The organism is Longitalea arenae (genome assembly GCF_016924755.1).
Classification (GTDB): Bacteria; Bacteroidota; Bacteroidia; order Chitinophagales; family Chitinophagaceae; genus Niastella; species Niastella arenae.
The window spans coordinates 139,996-157,044 of record NZ_JAFFJX010000005.1; the positions used below are offsets into that span (position 1 = coordinate 139,996).

The 17,049-nt window shown below is 46.0% G+C and carries 12 protein-coding genes; 6 read left to right on the top strand and 6 right to left on the bottom strand.

Annotation, left to right across the window (positions count from 1 at the left end):
• Positions 1-445 precede the first annotated feature (445 nt).
• Positions 446-1,618 carry a DUF748 domain-containing protein gene (locus JT717_RS13305; RefSeq protein WP_205510972.1) on the top strand — a complete coding sequence of 391 codons (1,173 nt, stop codon included), beginning with the start codon at positions 446-448 and terminating at the stop codon, positions 1,616-1,618.
• 96 nt (positions 1,619-1,714) lie between these two features.
• Here the strand turns inward: JT717_RS13305 and JT717_RS13310 are convergent, their stop codons facing one another.
• The gene (locus JT717_RS13310) at positions 1,715-2,707 is read right to left on the bottom strand and encodes a winged helix-turn-helix domain-containing protein (protein ID WP_205510973.1); all 993 of its coding nucleotides are present in this window, start codon (positions 2,705-2,707) and stop codon (positions 1,715-1,717) included.
• 170 nt (positions 2,708-2,877) lie between these two features.
• On the opposite strand from JT717_RS13310, the gene JT717_RS13315 reads away from it, so the two are divergent.
• Positions 2,878-3,555, top strand: coding sequence for a YceI family protein (locus JT717_RS13315; RefSeq protein WP_205510974.1), 678 nt, complete (start codon positions 2,878-2,880; stop codon positions 3,553-3,555).
• A 103-nt stretch (positions 3,556-3,658) separates the two neighbouring features.
• Here JT717_RS13315 and ppnP read toward each other — a convergent pair whose 3' ends face one another.
• Together ppnP and JT717_RS13325 are read right to left on the bottom strand one after the other, a co-directional pair.
• Positions 3,659-3,955, bottom strand: coding sequence for a pyrimidine/purine nucleoside phosphorylase (ppnP, locus tag JT717_RS13320; protein WP_205510975.1), 297 nt, complete (start codon positions 3,953-3,955; stop codon positions 3,659-3,661).
• A 140-nt stretch (positions 3,956-4,095) separates the two neighbouring features.
• Positions 4,096-6,495, bottom strand: coding sequence for an ABC transporter permease (locus JT717_RS13325; RefSeq protein WP_205510976.1), 2,400 nt, complete (start codon positions 6,493-6,495; stop codon positions 4,096-4,098).
• Positions 6,496-6,732: 237 nt separating this feature from the next.
• Here JT717_RS13325 and JT717_RS13330 point away from each other — a divergent pair, with 237 nt between their 5' ends.
• Both JT717_RS13330 and JT717_RS13335 read left to right on the top strand, forming a co-directional pair.
• Positions 6,733-7,896, top strand: coding sequence for an alpha-hydroxy acid oxidase (locus tag JT717_RS13330; RefSeq protein WP_205510977.1), 1,164 nt, complete (start codon positions 6,733-6,735; stop codon positions 7,894-7,896).
• 478 nt (positions 7,897-8,374) lie between these two features.
• Complete coding sequence (locus JT717_RS13335; RefSeq protein ID WP_205510978.1) at positions 8,375-9,706, top strand: alpha-L-fucosidase; 1,332 nt, start codon at positions 8,375-8,377, stop codon at positions 9,704-9,706.
• Here JT717_RS13335 and JT717_RS13340 read toward each other — a convergent pair.
• Positions 9,703-10,584: an AraC family transcriptional regulator gene (locus JT717_RS13340; RefSeq protein WP_205510979.1), complete on the bottom strand. Its 882-nt coding sequence runs from the start codon at positions 10,582-10,584 to the stop codon at positions 9,703-9,705. The two genes, JT717_RS13335 and JT717_RS13340, sit on opposite strands and share 4 nt — an antisense overlap.
• An 85-nt stretch (positions 10,585-10,669) precedes the next feature.
• Between JT717_RS13340 and JT717_RS13345 the strand changes: the two genes are divergently transcribed.
• A complete protein-coding gene (locus JT717_RS13345) occupies positions 10,670-11,686 on the top strand; it encodes a quinone oxidoreductase family protein (RefSeq protein ID WP_205510980.1) in 1,017 nt (338 codons plus the stop codon).
• Between the two features lie 219 nt (positions 11,687-11,905).
• Here the strand turns inward: JT717_RS13345 and JT717_RS13350 are convergent, their stop codons facing one another.
• On the bottom strand, positions 11,906-12,520 hold the full coding sequence (locus JT717_RS13350; RefSeq protein WP_205510981.1) for a hypothetical protein: 615 nt from the start codon (positions 12,518-12,520) through the stop codon (positions 11,906-11,908).
• Between the two features lie 1,317 nt (positions 12,521-13,837).
• Positions 13,838-14,905: a Gfo/Idh/MocA family protein gene (locus tag JT717_RS13355; RefSeq protein WP_205510982.1), complete on the bottom strand. Its 1,068-nt coding sequence runs from the start codon at positions 14,903-14,905 to the stop codon at positions 13,838-13,840.
• 141 nt (positions 14,906-15,046) lie between these two features.
• On the opposite strand from JT717_RS13355, the gene JT717_RS13360 reads away from it, so the two are divergent.
• Complete coding sequence (locus JT717_RS13360; protein ID WP_205510983.1) at positions 15,047-17,047, top strand: amidohydrolase family protein; 2,001 nt, start codon at positions 15,047-15,049, stop codon at positions 17,045-17,047.
• The last annotated feature ends 2 nt before the right edge of the window (positions 17,048-17,049 follow it).

The following is a 17,049-nucleotide window of genomic DNA, read 5'->3' on the forward strand; positions in this document are numbered from 1 at the left end:
CACCTGAAATGGTGAAGATATAGTCCAGACCACAAATTCTGACGCGAGTCGGAAGCAGGGAAACCTGTAGCGGGTAAGCTAAGCAGCAGGTCATTGGTTCGAATCCAATCCGGTTCACAAGAAAGCTTCACTTAAAAAGTGGAGCTTTTTTTATGCCCGTACAAGAGCATTTGACTACGGATCAAGAAGTTCAATCAGTCAGCCGTGGCTCATGCACGGGAATCATCGTCCAATATACGTATTACAGCTATCGCCTGTTGAATGGCCCTTGCTCCCTTGCTGCCCCTGGTGTTCCCGGGATTTTACAAATGCCTTATTTATAGAATGCTGCAATTGGCTGCTGATCTCTGGTTGCTTCCTAATTGCTCCTTGTAACTGCCCGGCACAGGCTTTGAAAGTAGTTTTTGGTAAACCGCTAAGACCTGTTAATGAAAAACCACCCACCATGGCAAACACTCCCCAAAAATCACGAAAAAGGCGGAAACTGTTCATAATCCTGGGCAGTATATTGGTATTGCTGGTTGCCCTGCACCTCGTGCTTCCTTATTTTCTGTTGAAGTATGTGAACCGGCAACTCACGCTCATTGATGGTTACACAGGGCATGTTGATGATATTGATGTGGCTCTATACCGAGGTGCGTACACGATTAAATCGATCCATCTCGATAAAAAAAGTGGAAAGGTGCCGGTACCGTTTTTTAAAGCAGAGGTCATCGATCTTTCGGTTGAATGGAAGGCTCTGTTTAATGGACGGATCGTAGCTGAAATAGATGTGAACCGGCCTGTACTCAATTTCGTGAAAGGACCGAGCGCCGCGACTTCTCAAACGGATATTGACAAGGACTGGACGGTGGTGGTAGATAAATTAATCCCTTTCAAACTGAACCGGTTCACGATCAATGACGGAGAAATTCATTTTAAGGATTTTCATAGTAATCCTAAAGTAAATATCAAGGCGACCAACTTACAGGTAACGGCGCTGAACCTGACTAATGCAAAACATGTAAAGGAAAAACTTCCTTCAACCGTAACAGCCTCTGCCGCCGTTTATGACGGAGAGGCCAAACTGGCCATGAAGATCGATCCCCTCGCGCCTGAACCCACTTTTGATATGAATGCCCGCCTTACCACGTTGAACATAACCAAACTAAATGACTTTCTCCAGGCTTACGGAAATTTCGATGCAGAAAAAGGAACCATCAGCATGTACTGTGAGGCTGCTGCAAAAGATAAAAAAATTACAGGTTATGTGAAACCGATCATAAAAGACCTGAAAGTAGTAAGTTGGAAAGAGGATAAGGACAACCTGGGCAAACTTGCCTGGGAATCGGTCGTTGGCGCCGTCGCATGGCTTTTGAACAACAAACCGAAAGACCAGATTGCCACCCGGGCATCTTTTACTGGCAATATTGATAATCCGGATGTCAATCTATGGTCCATTATTGGCCAGTTGCTGCGCAATGCTTTTATCCAGGCATTGTTCCCTTCCCTTGAGAATTCGGTGAACCTGAATACTGTTGATAAAAAGGAAGAAAAGAAGGGACTTTTAGGTCGCATATTTGATGGTAAAGAAAATAAAGAAAAAGAGAGTGACAAGAAAGAAAAGAAAAAAAAGTAATATAGGCAGGTGTTGATCATGCATCTGCTACCAGTATTTTTTTGACCAGGGTCAACGATTTGCTTCGTCCGGGCAAATGGGGGAGCCTGACGATACTCAGCCCGCCTTTTGACCAATGACCAGCTTATACCCTTTGCCATGCTCATTCAGGATGCTTATGCGCGGATCCGCCTGCAACTTTTTCCGCAATTTCGAGACGAACATATCCAGGCTCCGGCCAACGATGACGCCTTCATCTTCCCACACTTCTTTCATCAACTTGTCACGATCAATCAATTCCTGCTGGGCATTGGCAAATACGTGTAACAGTTTGGCTTCTTTGGCTGTGAGCAGAATGATGGAAGAACCAGCTACCAGTTGCTGACTTTCCCGCAGGAAAAGGAGGTTACCAATAGCAATGCCTGATGACGCCGGAACTTCCTGTATAACTTCATCCGATGGCAGATCTGGTTGAATGTTTTGCGGTCCCGCACCATCCATCGTTATCCCGGTTGAGGCTTCCAGGGCTGGCATATTGCCTTGCCTGTCGGCAGTTCTTCTTTTTCTTATATACAATGCGCGGAATAATAAACTTACCAGAATAGCCATCAGGCTACCTGCCAGCAGGCCCTTTGAAAACGGGTAGGTGCCGGCAGCTTCGGTTTCTGTAAACCTGATCCGGATATTGTAACAGGATTTTTCCTGCCGGCGACCCAGGCAGGGTACTATATCGCGGGCACTGTTTTTATATATCCGGAATCCATAGACCACTTCGGCCGAAGGGGCGCAACGGATCACCTCCACGAGGTAACTGGAGGGAAGGCCGTTAGCCGCTACGACCCGGCGCACAGTAGCCACTAATGTATCGGTCAAAAAGGTAAAAGGCGCCGCAAACCGGATCAGGTATTCCTTGTTCGCCCTTTCCTCCACAGGGAGGATGCGGGAGGAGGAATCGCCGGCCTGTAACAGTAATTGGTGACCGATCTGCCGGATCACCAGCTTTTCAGTCGCCTGATCTGTAGTGGGCAGTGCAGCCCCGCCACGGATGGCATTCCAGCAAACGATGACTATAACGGCGGTGCCTATTGCCAGCAAGGCTTTCCAGCTCATACCTAAAATTACAGCATTCCCTGCGAGCTCCGGTGGCGCCAGCCAGATTTTACATTCGTTTACAAAGTTTTTACTAGGCTTTTACCACTCCAGCAAATGGACATTATAGGTTTGTATCAACAACGCGGGTTTCTTTTTTCCGCTTTCATCATCACATAAATCAACATCTTATGCGGTCAATCTTATTGTTCGTTTGCTTACCTCTGTGCCTGACCGGTGCCGTCGCCTGCCGGGATCGTTCAACGGCGGCTACCGCCCCTGCACCGGCTATTGCATTGCCGGCGCTTTCCTCCCCGGTGGGAAGTGTAGTGGGTTATTCCCTTGTTATACCAGAAAGTTTTATCAATTGGAAAGGTATGCATGTAATGGGAAGAAATGGTCATCAGGGCTATATCAAACCCCTGGCGGGCAACCTGGCTTTCGATGCCGACGGCAATATTGCAGGGGGCTATTTTGAACTCGATATGAATACAATTACCACTACCGACAAAAAAGACACTAGCAGCGATAACGGGCTGGTATCGCATCTGAAAGACCCCGACTTCTTTGATGTGAAGAAGCATCCCAGGGGCACGTTTCAATTAACCAAAGCAATTAAAGGCTCCAGCGATTCTTCTTATGATATTACCGGGCAGCTGACCTTGCGGGCCATTACAAAAGAGATCCATTTTCCGGCCACGATCGTCAAAAATGGGAATGATATTGTTGCCAAAGCGTCGCTTACAATAGACCGTACGAAATGGGGCATCACTTACAAGTCAGGCAGTGTATTGGCACTTGTGAAAGACGAGTTGCTGGAAGACAGGGTACCGGTGTCACTGGCTTTACGGTTTCAGCGGCAGCAGTAGGCTGTACAAATGACGAAGGGCTGCTCCAACCCGGGGCAGCCCTGTTATCATAGATGCGGTATTTTTTCATTCCGTAATAAGGCTTGGCCAGTAGCAGTATTTTTCAGCTATAGTAACAGATATAGGCTACATCCGTAGCACACATTACTTCAAATGATGTGTTTGCGGCTATTTCAAAACTATCACCTTGCTTGTGCGTGAGCCAGTCGCCGCCGCTCAGCTTTGTGCTCATGTCGCCGGAAATAACTACCATAGTTTCAAGAGAAGTGGTGTTAAATACATAATTCCCCTTTTTCATAACGCCAACTGTTGCTGGCCCTTTATCTGTTTCCATACCAAGGCTTTGCACTTTTCCATCAAAATATACATTGTGCGATACTTTGTCATTTGAGCTGCTCATACATTGTTTTATTAAACGTCATTGTTTTCTGGGGCTCTAAGTTAATTGATTCCCTCAGACCAGTGAAAACCGACGAAAAAAAATTGACACTTGACAGTGGCTATGTTGCAGCATGGATCTTTTACAAACCAGTTGAAAATTTATTCACTTCTCAGACTGTTTACCGGGTTGGCCACCGCCGCTTTTATGGCATGCGAGCTAATGGTAAGCAATGCAAACACAACAGCCGTTATACCTGCAATAACAAATGCCCACGCACTTACATGGATCCTGTAGCTGAATGACATGAGCCATTTATTCATGAGATACCAGGCAATGGGGGAAGCAATGAGGATGGAAATGAGCACCAGTTTAAGAAAATCGCCCGTTATCAATCTCGTAATGCCAGCTACACTCGCGCCCAGCACTTTGCGGATGCCTATTTCTTTTTTTCTTTGCTCGGCCATAAAAGCAGTTAATCCAAACAATCCTAAGCAGGCCACGAATATGGCTAAGATCGAAAACACGGTAGCTGTTCTTGCTGTATGCTGTTCAGACGCATACAGGTTCTGGATATGACTATCCAGAAATTCATAGTCAAAGCTTGCATTTGGCATATCTGCTTTAAACAGCTCCTGCATCTGCTCAATAAAATGGGGTAACTGTTGGGAGTTGTACCGGATCAACAAGGTTCTCTTCGCTTCCGGTGCTTTATTCATGGCATAATAAACATAGCCACCTACCTCGTTTTTGAGCGACTGGTAGTTAAAATCCTTTACCACCCCGACAATGATAGATTTATCAAGCATTTCGGTGTGAACATATTTCCCAACGGCATCCTGGGGAGTTTTGTAACCAAGGTATTTCAGCACGGTTTCGTTGATCAATATATAACAACTGGTATCGCTCGCAGCAAGGGTTAAAGGCAACGAACTTCCTGCCAGTAACTTCAGTTGCAGGGTCTTTACTATTGAACCATCTGTATTGCAGGTTTTCACGGGTAAGCCCTCCTTATCTGTGGATAGTTTTCTGATGCTTCTGCTGCTTTCCACATCACCGGGAATGGATTGAACTGCCGAAATACCTTCAACGCCGGCCATCCCGTATAGATCATTCGTAAGGGCAGCAACCTGTTGCTTATTTTGTGCTGCTTTTATGTTAACAGCAACTACGCCTTCCGGATTATATCCCAGGTCTTTATTCATGATATAGTTTATCTGCTGAAGGATGACAATGACCGAGATAATGAGGATAATGGAAGATGCAAACTGAAATACCACCAGCAACCGGCGGATGAAGTCCGCCACAGCGTGTTTTAACTTCAGTTTGTTCATTAAAACAAGCGGCGAAATGCGCGACATAGAATAAGCAGGATAACTTCCGGCAATGATGGTTACCATTAACCATGTTGCCAGTAAGCTTAATATAATAGGGGTGGAGAATAAGACTGAACGATTGACAACAATACCTGTGATATTTTGGAATATTGGTTGAGCTGCAAAAGCCAGGATATAGCCAATAACAATGGCAATCAATGAAAGTAAAGCCGTTTCTGCATAAAGAAGGGCAAGCAAATGGCGTTTATCTGCGCCTAAAACTTTGTTAACGCCTATTCCCTTTGCCCGTTTTTGTGAGCGTGCAGTCGCCAGGTTCATGTAATTAATACAAGCAATGATCAATACCAGCATCGATAAAAACAGCAATGCTTTTACTGTGCTGATATTGCCCATTCTGCTGGAATAGCCTTCACGTATATCTGCAGAATACAGGTGAATATCGGAAAGTGGCTGAAATATGAAATTGGTAAAATATTTATCTTCTTTTTCTACGCTTTTATCTATAAGACTTGTGGCCAATGCCTGTACCTGCTTTACATCTGCGCCAGCTTGCAACTGACAGTAAGTTTCATAACTGGCATTGCTCCAATAAACATCTTTGCCGGCCCATGAATCCATGATGTGATAGATCATGTCGCAATCAATGGTGCTATTAGCCGGCAGATCGGCATAAACACCCGAAACATACATGGTGTCATGATTATTTACGTAAATGATCTTTCCTGACGCCGGTTCTTTACCATACAATCTTTCCCTGGCTGATTGTGAAATAACTATTGAATTAGGTTGTGCAAACGCCGATTGTGCGCTGCCCTCATTAAATTTGATATCGAACATCTTAAAAACCGTTGAGTCGGCCATGTACAATCGCTTTTCCGTGAAGTTCCGGTTGTCGGTTTTTATCGAGACTTTGGCGCCAAAATCATGTTTGATAAGCCTGGTCATGGATTGTACCTGCGGAACGGATTGAACAATTGCAGGTCCAACTGCGTTGGGTACCTGCGCCCATACCTGGTAATTGTATTGTGCGGTAGCCTGCATGTTTACCCGGTAGATATTTGCTGCGTTTTTGTACATGCGGTCAAAACTCAGTTCGTAGGAAATGCAGGCAAACAGCGTAATACAGACATACATTCCGATACTTAGTCCGGCTATATTAAGTGAAGTGAAAAGCTTGTTGGCAACCATGTTACGCAAGGCTATTTTCAGATAATTCTTTATCATAATATTCATTGAGTAGTTAATGGCCCCTTACCGGCTGCAAGTACTGATCCCTTTCACAATCTGCTGCAAATCATTTCATTATTAATAATTCAAATTCAATTGTTGTCCGTTTTCGATACATTGTACTGTTCATTTTCGATTGCAGGCACTACTAATCGAACATAACAGAATGCCTATAGAGCAGGATGCCCTCTTCAACAAATGGACTATTTTTACGCATTTGAAATCAAACAGTCGATGAGTAAACAAGTTCCAGTAGTTAGGTATAACACCAGTTATCCTTCCATTGAAGATCTGCGCAACAAAGCCAGAAGAAAGATCCCAAAATTTGCCTTTGAATACCTCGATGGAGGATGTAATGAAGATGTGAATCTGCATAAAAATACGGCAGAGATCAGAGAGGTGGAACTGGCCCCATATTATTTGAGCAAACACAAAGGGTCGAGCCTTCAAACCGAATTGTTTGGTCATGTATACGATGCTCCCTTTGGTATTGCGCCTGTTGGGCTGCAGGGGCTCATCTGGCCCAATTCGCCGCAGATCCTTGCCAGGGCCGCAAAAGACCATAATATCCCCTTTATACTGAGCACAGTTACTACGGCCGATATTGAAACCATCAGCCAGATAACGGAAGGCCGGGCCTGGTACCAGTTGTATCATCCTGCCGAAGATGCAGTACGCGATGACATTTTAAAGCGGCTCGAAGCCGCTCAATATCCCGTGCTGGTGTTGCTGAGTGATGTGCCATCGTTCGGGTTCAGACCAAGAGATATTCGAAACGGGTTGGCCATGCCGCCCAGGATGACCCTGAGTAATATTCTTCAGATCATGACGCGGCCGGAGTGGGCATTAAAAACATTAAAATATGGTACACCTAATTTTGCCACACTGAAGCCCTATATGCCGAAAGGACTAAATATGAAACAGCTCGGGCTTTTCATGAATCGCACCTTTGCCGGCAGGCTGAATGCCGATAAAATAGCACCCATTCGTGATAAATGGAAAGGAAAAATTGTAGTTAAAGGAATTGCCACCGAAGCCGATACCGAAATGTGCATTAAGTTGGGCGTAGATGGCATCATAGTCTCTAATCACGGCGGCAGGCAGCTTGATGCGGGCCAGTCGGCTATAAAATCGATGCACCCGATCATCGATCGCTATAAAGGAAAAATAAAAATTATGATGGATAGTGGGCTGCGTTCAGGTCCGGATGTAGCGCGGGTAATGGCCAGTGGCGCCGATTTTACCTTTATGGGCCGGTCGTTTATGTACAGTGTGGCCGCACTTGGCGATGAGGGTGGTAACCATGTGATCGCTATGCTGAAAACACAATTGCAGCAGGTAATGGAGCAGATTTGTTGTGAGCAGATCTATGATTTGCCGAAGCATATTATTAGATAAAACCGTACCATTCCGGTTCACGAGTTGAAAAAGGCGTTCGTAAAGAATGCCTTTTTTGCGTTAGAGAACTAACCTTGATCGGCATCGATCGTTGCTAGGCCAAGCAATAGGTTGAGCACCGGATAGAGCAGCTTTTTACACTGAAATATCCCATACATCTTTCCACCTTTTGAACTCAGCAGGCGTTATCCAATAACGCGCAAAGTTACCCTCATGCAATGACATAAGTTCCGTCTCCACCGTCTCAACGAATTTGGCCCGATCATGTGAAGGTAATTGTAAGGACCTGTCATTTATTAAAGCTATGGCAATTTCTCGCCCAAGCGGTATTGAAATTATCCCTGTTATAGGACTCGGCCCATTTGTGCGACAATTTGTGTGGACTCGAAACAGCACCGAAAACCCATTTTTTTTCACGCAACCGTTTGCATTTTGAATGCACTCATGAACGCACGGATCCCGGCCTTATATTTACGCAATGAAGAAAATGCCCCTATTGCTTGCCCTTGGGCTGTTTGCTTTTGCCCCGGCAGTTTTTAGCCAAAAAAATATCGATCCCAAAGAAATTCGTGAAAAGATGCAGTGGTTTGCCGATGCCAAGCTGGGCATCTTCATTCATGCCGGAATTTATGCAGTTAATGGCATTGATGAGTCCTGGAGCTTTTATAACAAGAAGATCAGCTATGCAGATTACATGAAGCAACTAAACGGCTTCACGTTAAAAAAATACGATCCTGCTTTTTGGGCTAACCTCATCCATGAAAGCGGCGCCCGGTATGCTGTTGTTACCACCAAACACCACGATGGGGTGGCTATGTACGATACCCGCATGAACGCTCTCAGTATTGTAAAAAAAACACCGGCAAAACGGGATATGATCAAACCCTTGTTTGAAGAGTTACGGAAACACAACATCAAATGCGGAGCCTACTATTCGCTTATCGACTGGAGCGATTATAATTATCCCGCCTTTCTGAAAGACAGTGCCCGGTATGTAATATCGAAAGATTATGATCGCTGGAACCGCTTCCGTAATTTTTTTCAGGGTCAGATCAACGAGATAGCCACTATGTTCAATCCTGATCTCTGGTGGTTTGATGGAGATTGGGAACATAGTGCTGAAGAATGGGAATCACAGAAAGTAAGATCCATCATTCTGTCAGCTAATCCCAAAGCTATAATCAACGGTCGGCTCCAGGGCTATGGCGATTATGAAACGCCCGAACAGAATTTTCCGGTTACACGCCCTAACTATCACTGGTGGGAACTTTGCATGACCAGTAACGACAACTGGGGTTTCCACCATGACAACAACTGGAAAACTCCTTATGAGATAATCACCATTTTTGTAGACGCTGTCGCAAACGGAGGTAACCTGCTGCTCGATATAGGTCCTAAAGAAGATGGCACCATTCCGGATGAACAGGTTAATATTTTGAAGGAATTGGGCGCATGGAACAATAAACATGGCGAAGCCATTTTCAATACAGTAGGAGGGTTGCCTCAGGGACATTTTTATGGCCCTTCAACGCTTTCAAAAGATTCCACAACCTTATACTTGTTCCTGCACGGAAAAATGAATGGTCCGGTAATGATCAAGGGTCTTAAAAACAAAGTGGAAGAAGTGACTGTATTGGGCAGTGGAGCAAAGTTGCAATCGAAAGTAGTGGGAAAAATTTCCTGGAGCCCTGTGCCGGGACTGGTTTATATTGATGTACCCGCATCTGTTGCAGATAAGTATGTAACTGTATTAAAAGTGAAGCTCGATAAGCCGCTTAATTTATACAAGGGAAGCGGCGGTTTAAATTAATTAACATTTTGTGATACCCGCTTGCTATTCTTCCGGTATTCGAGCGGACTAACACCGCCGCTGTGCTTCCTGAACTGTTTGTTCAAATGGCTTTCGTCGGTAAAACCGAGTTCATCGGCGATCTGGCTTACGGTAAGCGTACTGTTCGCCAGCCGGTGCTGCACCAATTGTATCTTATATTGGCTTATATACTGTTGCAAACTTTCACCTGTAAGCTTTCTGAAATATTCACCCACATAGGTAGCCGACAGATTAAATGCTTTTGCGAGGTATGGGATACGTAGTTTATCGGGATCATTAATGTTTGCATGCACATGTAATAACATCCGGTTGATGAGTGGTTCCGGTTCGGGATCCTCGTTCGCCGTTAACTTTCCATCGGCCACATTGCGGGCAATTATATTCAGCACCATAGTTATAAAATGCTGCAGGTTCTCTTCATAATAAGATTGTTTTCTGTCATACTCCTGCACCATATTGTTGAGCAAAGCAGCAATCATTTGGCAGTCGGCTGATTCTTTGATCAATACCCGCTCAAAACGGTTATGATGGTAAAAAATATGTTCCAGCTGCCTTAGCCATGATGATATATGTTCACGGTCCTGCGCATTTTTGCATTTGCTTAGAAACACTTCTGAAAACCGGATGGAGCAAAACCGCGTAGGTGATTGCATTTCAAAGCCGCGGCAATCGAGTGGCGTAAACAGGAAAATGCTGCCCTTACTATAGGGGAAACGATTGCGGTTTACCACCCGCACCCCTTCACCTTCGAGAATTTGCACGATCTCAAAAAAATGATAGATCAACGGTCGCGATTGCCACTCTTCCATATCCGACACATACAACTCAAAGGGTCGTTGTAACATTTTTTGTTTCATAACCTGTAAAATTACAGAACAAACCTTTTATTATACCTGTTTGGGCCTTCGGGGCGCTGTTAATTTTGACGAGAAATATTTGACTATGCATGTAACTGAAAAAACGTCTCGGGCAGCCGGATCTGCAATGATAAATGCCGTCCGTGTTCACCAACATGGAGGGCCTGCTGCGCTGACTTATGAAAAAGTTTCTATCGGTGAACCCGGTCCGGGTGAAGTACGTGTGCGTAACAGGGCGGTAGGACTGAACTTCGTTGACATTTATTTCCGCAGCGGTGTGTATACGCCACCGGCGCTGCCATTCATCCCGGGCAATGAAGGGGCTGGCATAGTGGTGGCCGTGGGAGAAGGTGTAACAGATTTTGTACCAGGAGACAGAGTAGCGTATGTCATGACGCTGGGGGCTTATGCGGAAGAAAGCATTGTGCCGGCCCACTATATGGTTCAGCTTCCCGATGCCATTGATTTTGAAACGGGCGCTGCTATGCTCCTGAAGGGACTTACGGCACAATACCTGCTTCGGCGCACTTTCCCCGTGAAAGCAGGGCATACTGTTCTCATTCATGCGGCGGCGGGCGGGGTAGGGCTTATTCTTACGCAATGGGCGAAACATCTGGGCGCTATTGTGATTGGAACAACAGGTTCGCCGGAAAAAGCGGAGCTGGCTTTAAAGAATGGCTGTGATTTTGTGATCGATTATCGGAAGGAAGATTTTGCCAAACGGGTGAAGGAAATTACGAATGGCGAAGGCTGTCATGTCATTTATGACGGCATTGGCAAAGCAACTTTTCCTTCTTCGCTCGATTGTCTTCGCCCTTTCGGTTATTTTGTTAGTTATGGTTCTGCTTCAGGCGCCATTGAGCCGTTCGATATTATGCTGTTGATGAAGAAAGGCTCCGTATACGCCACCTGGCAATTGTTGTTCGATCACCTGGCAAAACGGGAAGATGTGCTTGCCATGAGCAGGGAGCTTTTTGAAGTTGTTGCAAGCGGCGCTGTAAAAATTCCTATCCATACGCGCTTACCGCTGACCGAAGTGATAGAAGCGCACCGGCGGCTGGAAGCCAGGGAAACAACCGGAGCAACGGTACTGGTGCTGTAGGTACACAGCTAGATATATTCACTTTGGACGCACGATTTACCAAACGACTGACATGTTTCCGGGAGCAGCTGCCTGGCTTATAGTTGGATGCTAAATACGATTTTTCAGCATCAGTAATGTACAATAAAAAACAACCAGCTCTCTGCAGAAGAGCCGGTTGTTGGTTGGCTATGCAGGATCCTAAAGAAATGGCATCACTGCTGCTCGAGTGGGCTCACCTTACTGGATCACCCTCGAAACAAGTCCGGAGTATACCGCTTGTTTACCCTTGCCGATAGCGATCACGCGGAACCAGTATTTAGCGATAGACCTCAGGTTGGTGAAAGTGTTCTCGCTTTCAGTAATGGTTTCACTTGTCCATTTGCTATCAGCGGTGATCGGGTCGGGCGTACATTCGTGAATGTATGCCTTGGCGCCGGTCACCTTTTTAATACGGGTAGTTGCCTGCCCCGGTGGGCCGATCTCTACATCCAATTGCTCGATAGGAGCAAGTATCTGTGATACGGTTTTTGTGCCGCTAAGATCGAACCCACTGCTTAATAGCATGGTATTATCCCCGTTACTGGTTGCTGTAATATAGTCGGCCAGATTATCCATCATCCCGCTCAACAGGGCTTTTTTGTCGTTTTTTGCGGATGACAGGGTTCTGTCGTTCCTGCCTGCTATTGATACAGCCATTTGAAAGTCTTGAAAAGCCTTCTCCACGTCTGCTAATGCAGGTTTTGGATCGGGGAAATAAGAATTCCCTTTAAGGCTTTCCTTTACGCGGTTACATATCTTAAGCAGATAAGTATCGCTGCATTTTCTATGCGAACGCTTGATCCTGAGTTTCATAAACCAGAAGTTTAAAGAGTTAAGAATACTTGTTTCGAACAGTGCTACAAAAAAGAGCCTTTACCCCTTCATTGGCCAATGAAAGTGTGCCCAGGCAGGTGAAGCCTGGTGAGACAAATGAACCCCGGTTTATTGGGATGCACTTGTTGGGTCAATTGTACTTATTACAAATGGGAGTTGCATTTGCGTCCATCGCATCCTGGTTTCCGCTTGGGCGGTTGGCAGTTGCAATGGTTACCGGTTGCAAGCTGCTACTTCATCTTTGGAGCGGGAACGGTAATGAACCTGGTCAATTGTAAGTATACCTCTGTTTGGTTATACATCATTGTTTATTCGTTCAATCGATTGACAAGTCAAATGTAGGGTGCCCGGATGAAATCTGTATACATGGTGGCCATTTTGGCCAATTTGGCCATCTTATTTCGTTTTGGCGTCTTTATCGCGTTTGTTTAATTACGTCGCTTTCTTCGCTTATTCATATCGATCGGTTATATGGCACAGTTTGTTTCGTTCAATACAAATATAACTTGCTACCTCTGTGCAATCCAAATGGCGTAACATTGAGTGTGGTCTGATCTGGTCTAATGTGGTCTGATTTTGTACAAATAGTTCTTTTTAGATCAACGTTTTTGAAAATTGTCAAGAGGTTTTGATGGAATAAGAAAGTAACGATAGTGCGGTACTGTTCCGTTTGTCTTAGCGCAAACCGTTGAATGACCGGAATTCGTTGGTATTTGACATTACTATCAAATATATGGCCTCCGCCTATTCGGCATTTGACAACTCCAACCAAAGGATTGCTTCAACCAGTCAGAAATTGACATCGCCGGTCAAATTAAAGCGTCAGCCAGTAGGAGAGAAGCCTCCGCCAATCAGCGCTTGCCCCGCCCTGGCAGGATTCGTGTTTCGCCGGTTGGGCGAATGACTCCGAAAATTGGATTAACGGTTCCGCTCATCCATTCAATGCTCTCTCCAAACTGGTTGAAGGGCCATCCCATCGAGCATAAGCTATCGCCGATCGGGAGCAAGCTATTTCTAAATAGCGGAAGGCCAACTCCCCGCAGGATATGGCTTATTTCCTGGGGGAGAAATGGTCATCTCAACGGGTTGACGCAGAGAACCGATTTGAAATGTCAAAAACCAATTTGTCCTAAACTATATTTCCATCGGAATGCGGGATTTCTATGGGAGAAATATGATTTGAAAGATTGGGACATCCAAAAATCGTTCGGCGCTTTCATCTCCCCGATGAGCGTTTTTTTCATATTGTATGGCCCTTTTAAAAATCGAACACGAATGACCGCGATTAGGAAATGCCTACAACACGACCCGTTTTCCCTCCCTGGCCGACCGTTTTGCCGCTTCCAGTATTCTTACTACAATAATGTTGTTCTCCAGGGATGAAAGATCATTGCCGGGCTGTACCTTACCATGCAGTACATCCGACAGGTACTGCAAGTTATCCGTATATACAGGTTGTTGCTGGGGAACGGAATCATAACTGTTCTTCAATCTTTGTTGAAGCGTATTCGGATTTAACGCATGCAAATACCCGCTGGTACCAAAGACTTCCCAGTCTTTAATACTGAATGGCCAGTTCCAGGATGCTTCAATAATACCGGTGGCATGGCCATAATCCAGTACGATCGTCGCATCGTCATCTACTTTCGGATAAATGTGCGGTTTGATCTGATGCGTAACTGCGGTCACCGCAACAGGCGCCTTCCCCTTCATTAACCAGGTCATCAGGTTAGCGCCATAACAGCCAAAGTCAGTAATCGCCCCGCCGCCATTTTTCACGGGATCGGTTAGCCACTGTAAGAATTCCTTGCTGCAACCGATCTCTTTCGGGCCTTCATGGCCATCGTGCACCACCATTCTTCTTACATCGCCAATACGGTTCGATTGTACCAGCTGATACAATTGCTGGTTGCTGGCATACCAGGTGGTCTCATAATTTGTCAATACGTGAATATTGTATTTGTGCGCCAGTTCGGCCATTCGATTAGCCTGTGCTACGGTGGTAGCCAATGGTTTTTCCACCATTACCGAAATGCCTTTGGGCGCAGAGGCTTCTACTACATCTATATGCTGATACACGGGGTTGTAAGCGAGCACAGCATCTGGACGGATCTTTTGCAACATCACCACAAGAGAAGGGTAGAAGATCGAATCGGGCAGTTGGAATCTCCTTTTATATCTACCGATCAGAATGGTATCGGCTTCAGCAATGCCCAGAATGATCACTTTGCCGTTCTTGTACTGGTGCATCAGCCCCAATGCATGGTCGTGGCTAAGACCGGCTACGCCTACTTTCAGCGGCTGCTGACTTATTACAGGCAACATAAATGCAAGTGCAGTCAGTGTGAGGAATGTCTTTTTCATATCGTTCAATGTTCGGAATATGATAAATAAAATTAAAGTTTTAGCAGATAAGCTTCATTCTTCGCCTGTATTTGTTGTAGTTCATCATGCGATTTTTGCTGCCGGGCCGCTTACATATCTCGATTTGCGTATCTTTAATACATGACAAAGAATACCTTATCCATCATCTGCTCTTTGCTCTCTCTTTTACCTTGCGTAGCCCAACAGTCGACTCCCGTTTCATCAGACAGCGGGGTTTTTATATTACACAAGTTTCAGCAAGCCATAGGACGTGAAGTATACCACCTTACCAAATCGAATGGTATTACTCAATATGATGTCGATTTTAGATTTGTCGACCGGGGCAGTCCTGTTCCGCTCACCGCCAGCATCCGCGTAAATGCCGGCGGTGAACCGATGTCTTTTTTGATGAAAGGAAAGACCTCGCGCTTTTCACAGGTGCACGATTCCGTTAGCATTACCGGTCAGCAGGCATTTGTCCGTACAGCCGATACCTCTTTCCGGCAAGCTCTATTGCCGAATACTTTTACCATCGAAGGGTATTCTCCGGCTACCGTTCAGCAGTTGCTGTTAAAGTACTGGATGCGAAAGAAACAACCCGCCACAATTCATACACTTCCTGCCGGCTCACTGCAAATCCGCCGCGAAGGCATCGACACCTTAACCGTGAACGGAAAAGACGTTATTCTTAACCGGCTGGGCATCCGCGGCCTGATCTGGGGCAGTGAAATGGTATGGACCGATCAGCAGGGTGATCTTGTATGCATTCTCACCATCGATGCGGAAGGAGATAAAACGGAGATGGTTCGGGAAGCCTATGTTTCCCTGCTGCCCTCTTTCATCGCTTTGGGCGCTCAATACGGCATGGCCGCTTTTGCCGCTTCCGTACAAGGGAATAAACGGTCGGCACAGATGCTCGCCATAAAGGGCGGCCAGTTAATCGATGTGGAGAAAGGCATAGTTGTTCCCAACGACATGCTGCTGATCAAAGACGGCAAAATTGCTCACATCGGCAAGCACCAAACCCTGCCTCCCAACATACGGGTCGTCGATGCCGGGGGAAAAACTATTGTGCCCGGCCTTTGGGATATGCACGCCCATTTTCAACAAACGGAATGGGGGCCGGCCTATCTTGCCGCCGGCGTAACCACCGTGCGCGATTGTGGCAATGAACTGGATTTTATTACGGCAACGAAAAAAGCGATCGACAGCGGCAAAGGCGTAGGCCCTCGTATCTTAATGGCCGGCATCATCGACGGCAAGGGGCCGATAGCGCTTGGGATCATCCAGGCCGATACACCGTCGGCTGCTATCAAAGCCGTTAACCATTATAAATCCCTGGGTTTCGATCAGATCAAAATATATAGTTCCGTAAAACCGGCGATCGTCAAAGTGATCTGCGATGAAGCACACCGCCTTGGGCTTACTGTTACCGGACATGTCCCACGCGGCATGAACCTTCGGGCAGCTGTTGACTCGGGTATGGATATGGTGAACCATCTGCCTTTTTTGATCGACCTGATGAAAGCTGATAAATACCGGAATGTTGATTTTAATGATGCGGCGACCCAGGCAGCTATCGATTTTGTCATACAGCATCGCACGGTAATAGACCCCACTATCGGCGTTTATACCCTCGCAACCCGGAATATTAAGGAAGATGTTTCCAGGATGGAACCGGCTTTTTATACCTTGCCGCTTACCCTGCAGATCCAGTTTAAAAGTATGGGCTTGGATCCGGCCACTGCAGCGTTGTATAAACCTGCGCTTAAAAGTATGGGCATATTGGTCAATAAGCTGTATAAAGCAGGTGTACCCATTGTAGCCGGCACCGATATGGGTTTCCCTGGTTACAGTGTGGCCCGTGAGTTGGAACTGTATGTAGAGGGTGGCCTCACGGCTGCCGAGGCGCTTAAAACAGCTACGATTATTCCCGCCCAGGTCATGGGCAGGAGTACCGTATCCGGCTCTATTGCAGCTGGCAAACAGGCCGACCTCTTTATCGTGGACGGCAACCCGCTTACCAATATCAGCGACCTGCGTAATGTAGAAGTAGTGATCAAGGACGGCCAGTTGTATGACCCGCAGGTATTGCACCGGTTAGTTGAATTCAGCAGTAAGAAAGCTAAACCAAAAAATTGACA

Coding starts and splice junctions, on each gene's coding strand:
- JT717_RS13305 (WP_205510972.1), top strand. CDS start 446: ATGGCAAACACTCCCCAAAAATCACGAAAAAGGCGGAAACTGTTCATA.
- JT717_RS13310 (WP_205510973.1), bottom strand. CDS start 2,707: ATGAGCTGGAAAGCCTTGCTGGCAATAGGCACCGCCGTTATAGTCATC.
- JT717_RS13315 (WP_205510974.1), top strand. CDS start 2,878: ATGCGGTCAATCTTATTGTTCGTTTGCTTACCTCTGTGCCTGACCGGT.
- ppnP (WP_205510975.1), bottom strand. CDS start 3,955: ATGAGCAGCTCAAATGACAAAGTATCGCACAATGTATATTTTGATGGA.
- JT717_RS13325 (WP_205510976.1), bottom strand. CDS start 6,495: ATGATAAAGAATTATCTGAAAATAGCCTTGCGTAACATGGTTGCCAAC.
- JT717_RS13330 (WP_205510977.1), top strand. CDS start 6,733: ATGAGTAAACAAGTTCCAGTAGTTAGGTATAACACCAGTTATCCTTCC.
- JT717_RS13335 (WP_205510978.1), top strand. CDS start 8,375: ATGAAGAAAATGCCCCTATTGCTTGCCCTTGGGCTGTTTGCTTTTGCC.
- JT717_RS13340 (WP_205510979.1), bottom strand. CDS start 10,584: ATGAAACAAAAAATGTTACAACGACCCTTTGAGTTGTATGTGTCGGAT.
- JT717_RS13345 (WP_205510980.1), top strand. CDS start 10,670: ATGCATGTAACTGAAAAAACGTCTCGGGCAGCCGGATCTGCAATGATA.
- JT717_RS13350 (WP_205510981.1), bottom strand. CDS start 12,520: ATGAAACTCAGGATCAAGCGTTCGCATAGAAAATGCAGCGATACTTAT.
- JT717_RS13355 (WP_205510982.1), bottom strand. CDS start 14,905: ATGAAAAAGACATTCCTCACACTGACTGCACTTGCATTTATGTTGCCT.
- JT717_RS13360 (WP_205510983.1), top strand. CDS start 15,047: ATGACAAAGAATACCTTATCCATCATCTGCTCTTTGCTCTCTCTTTTA.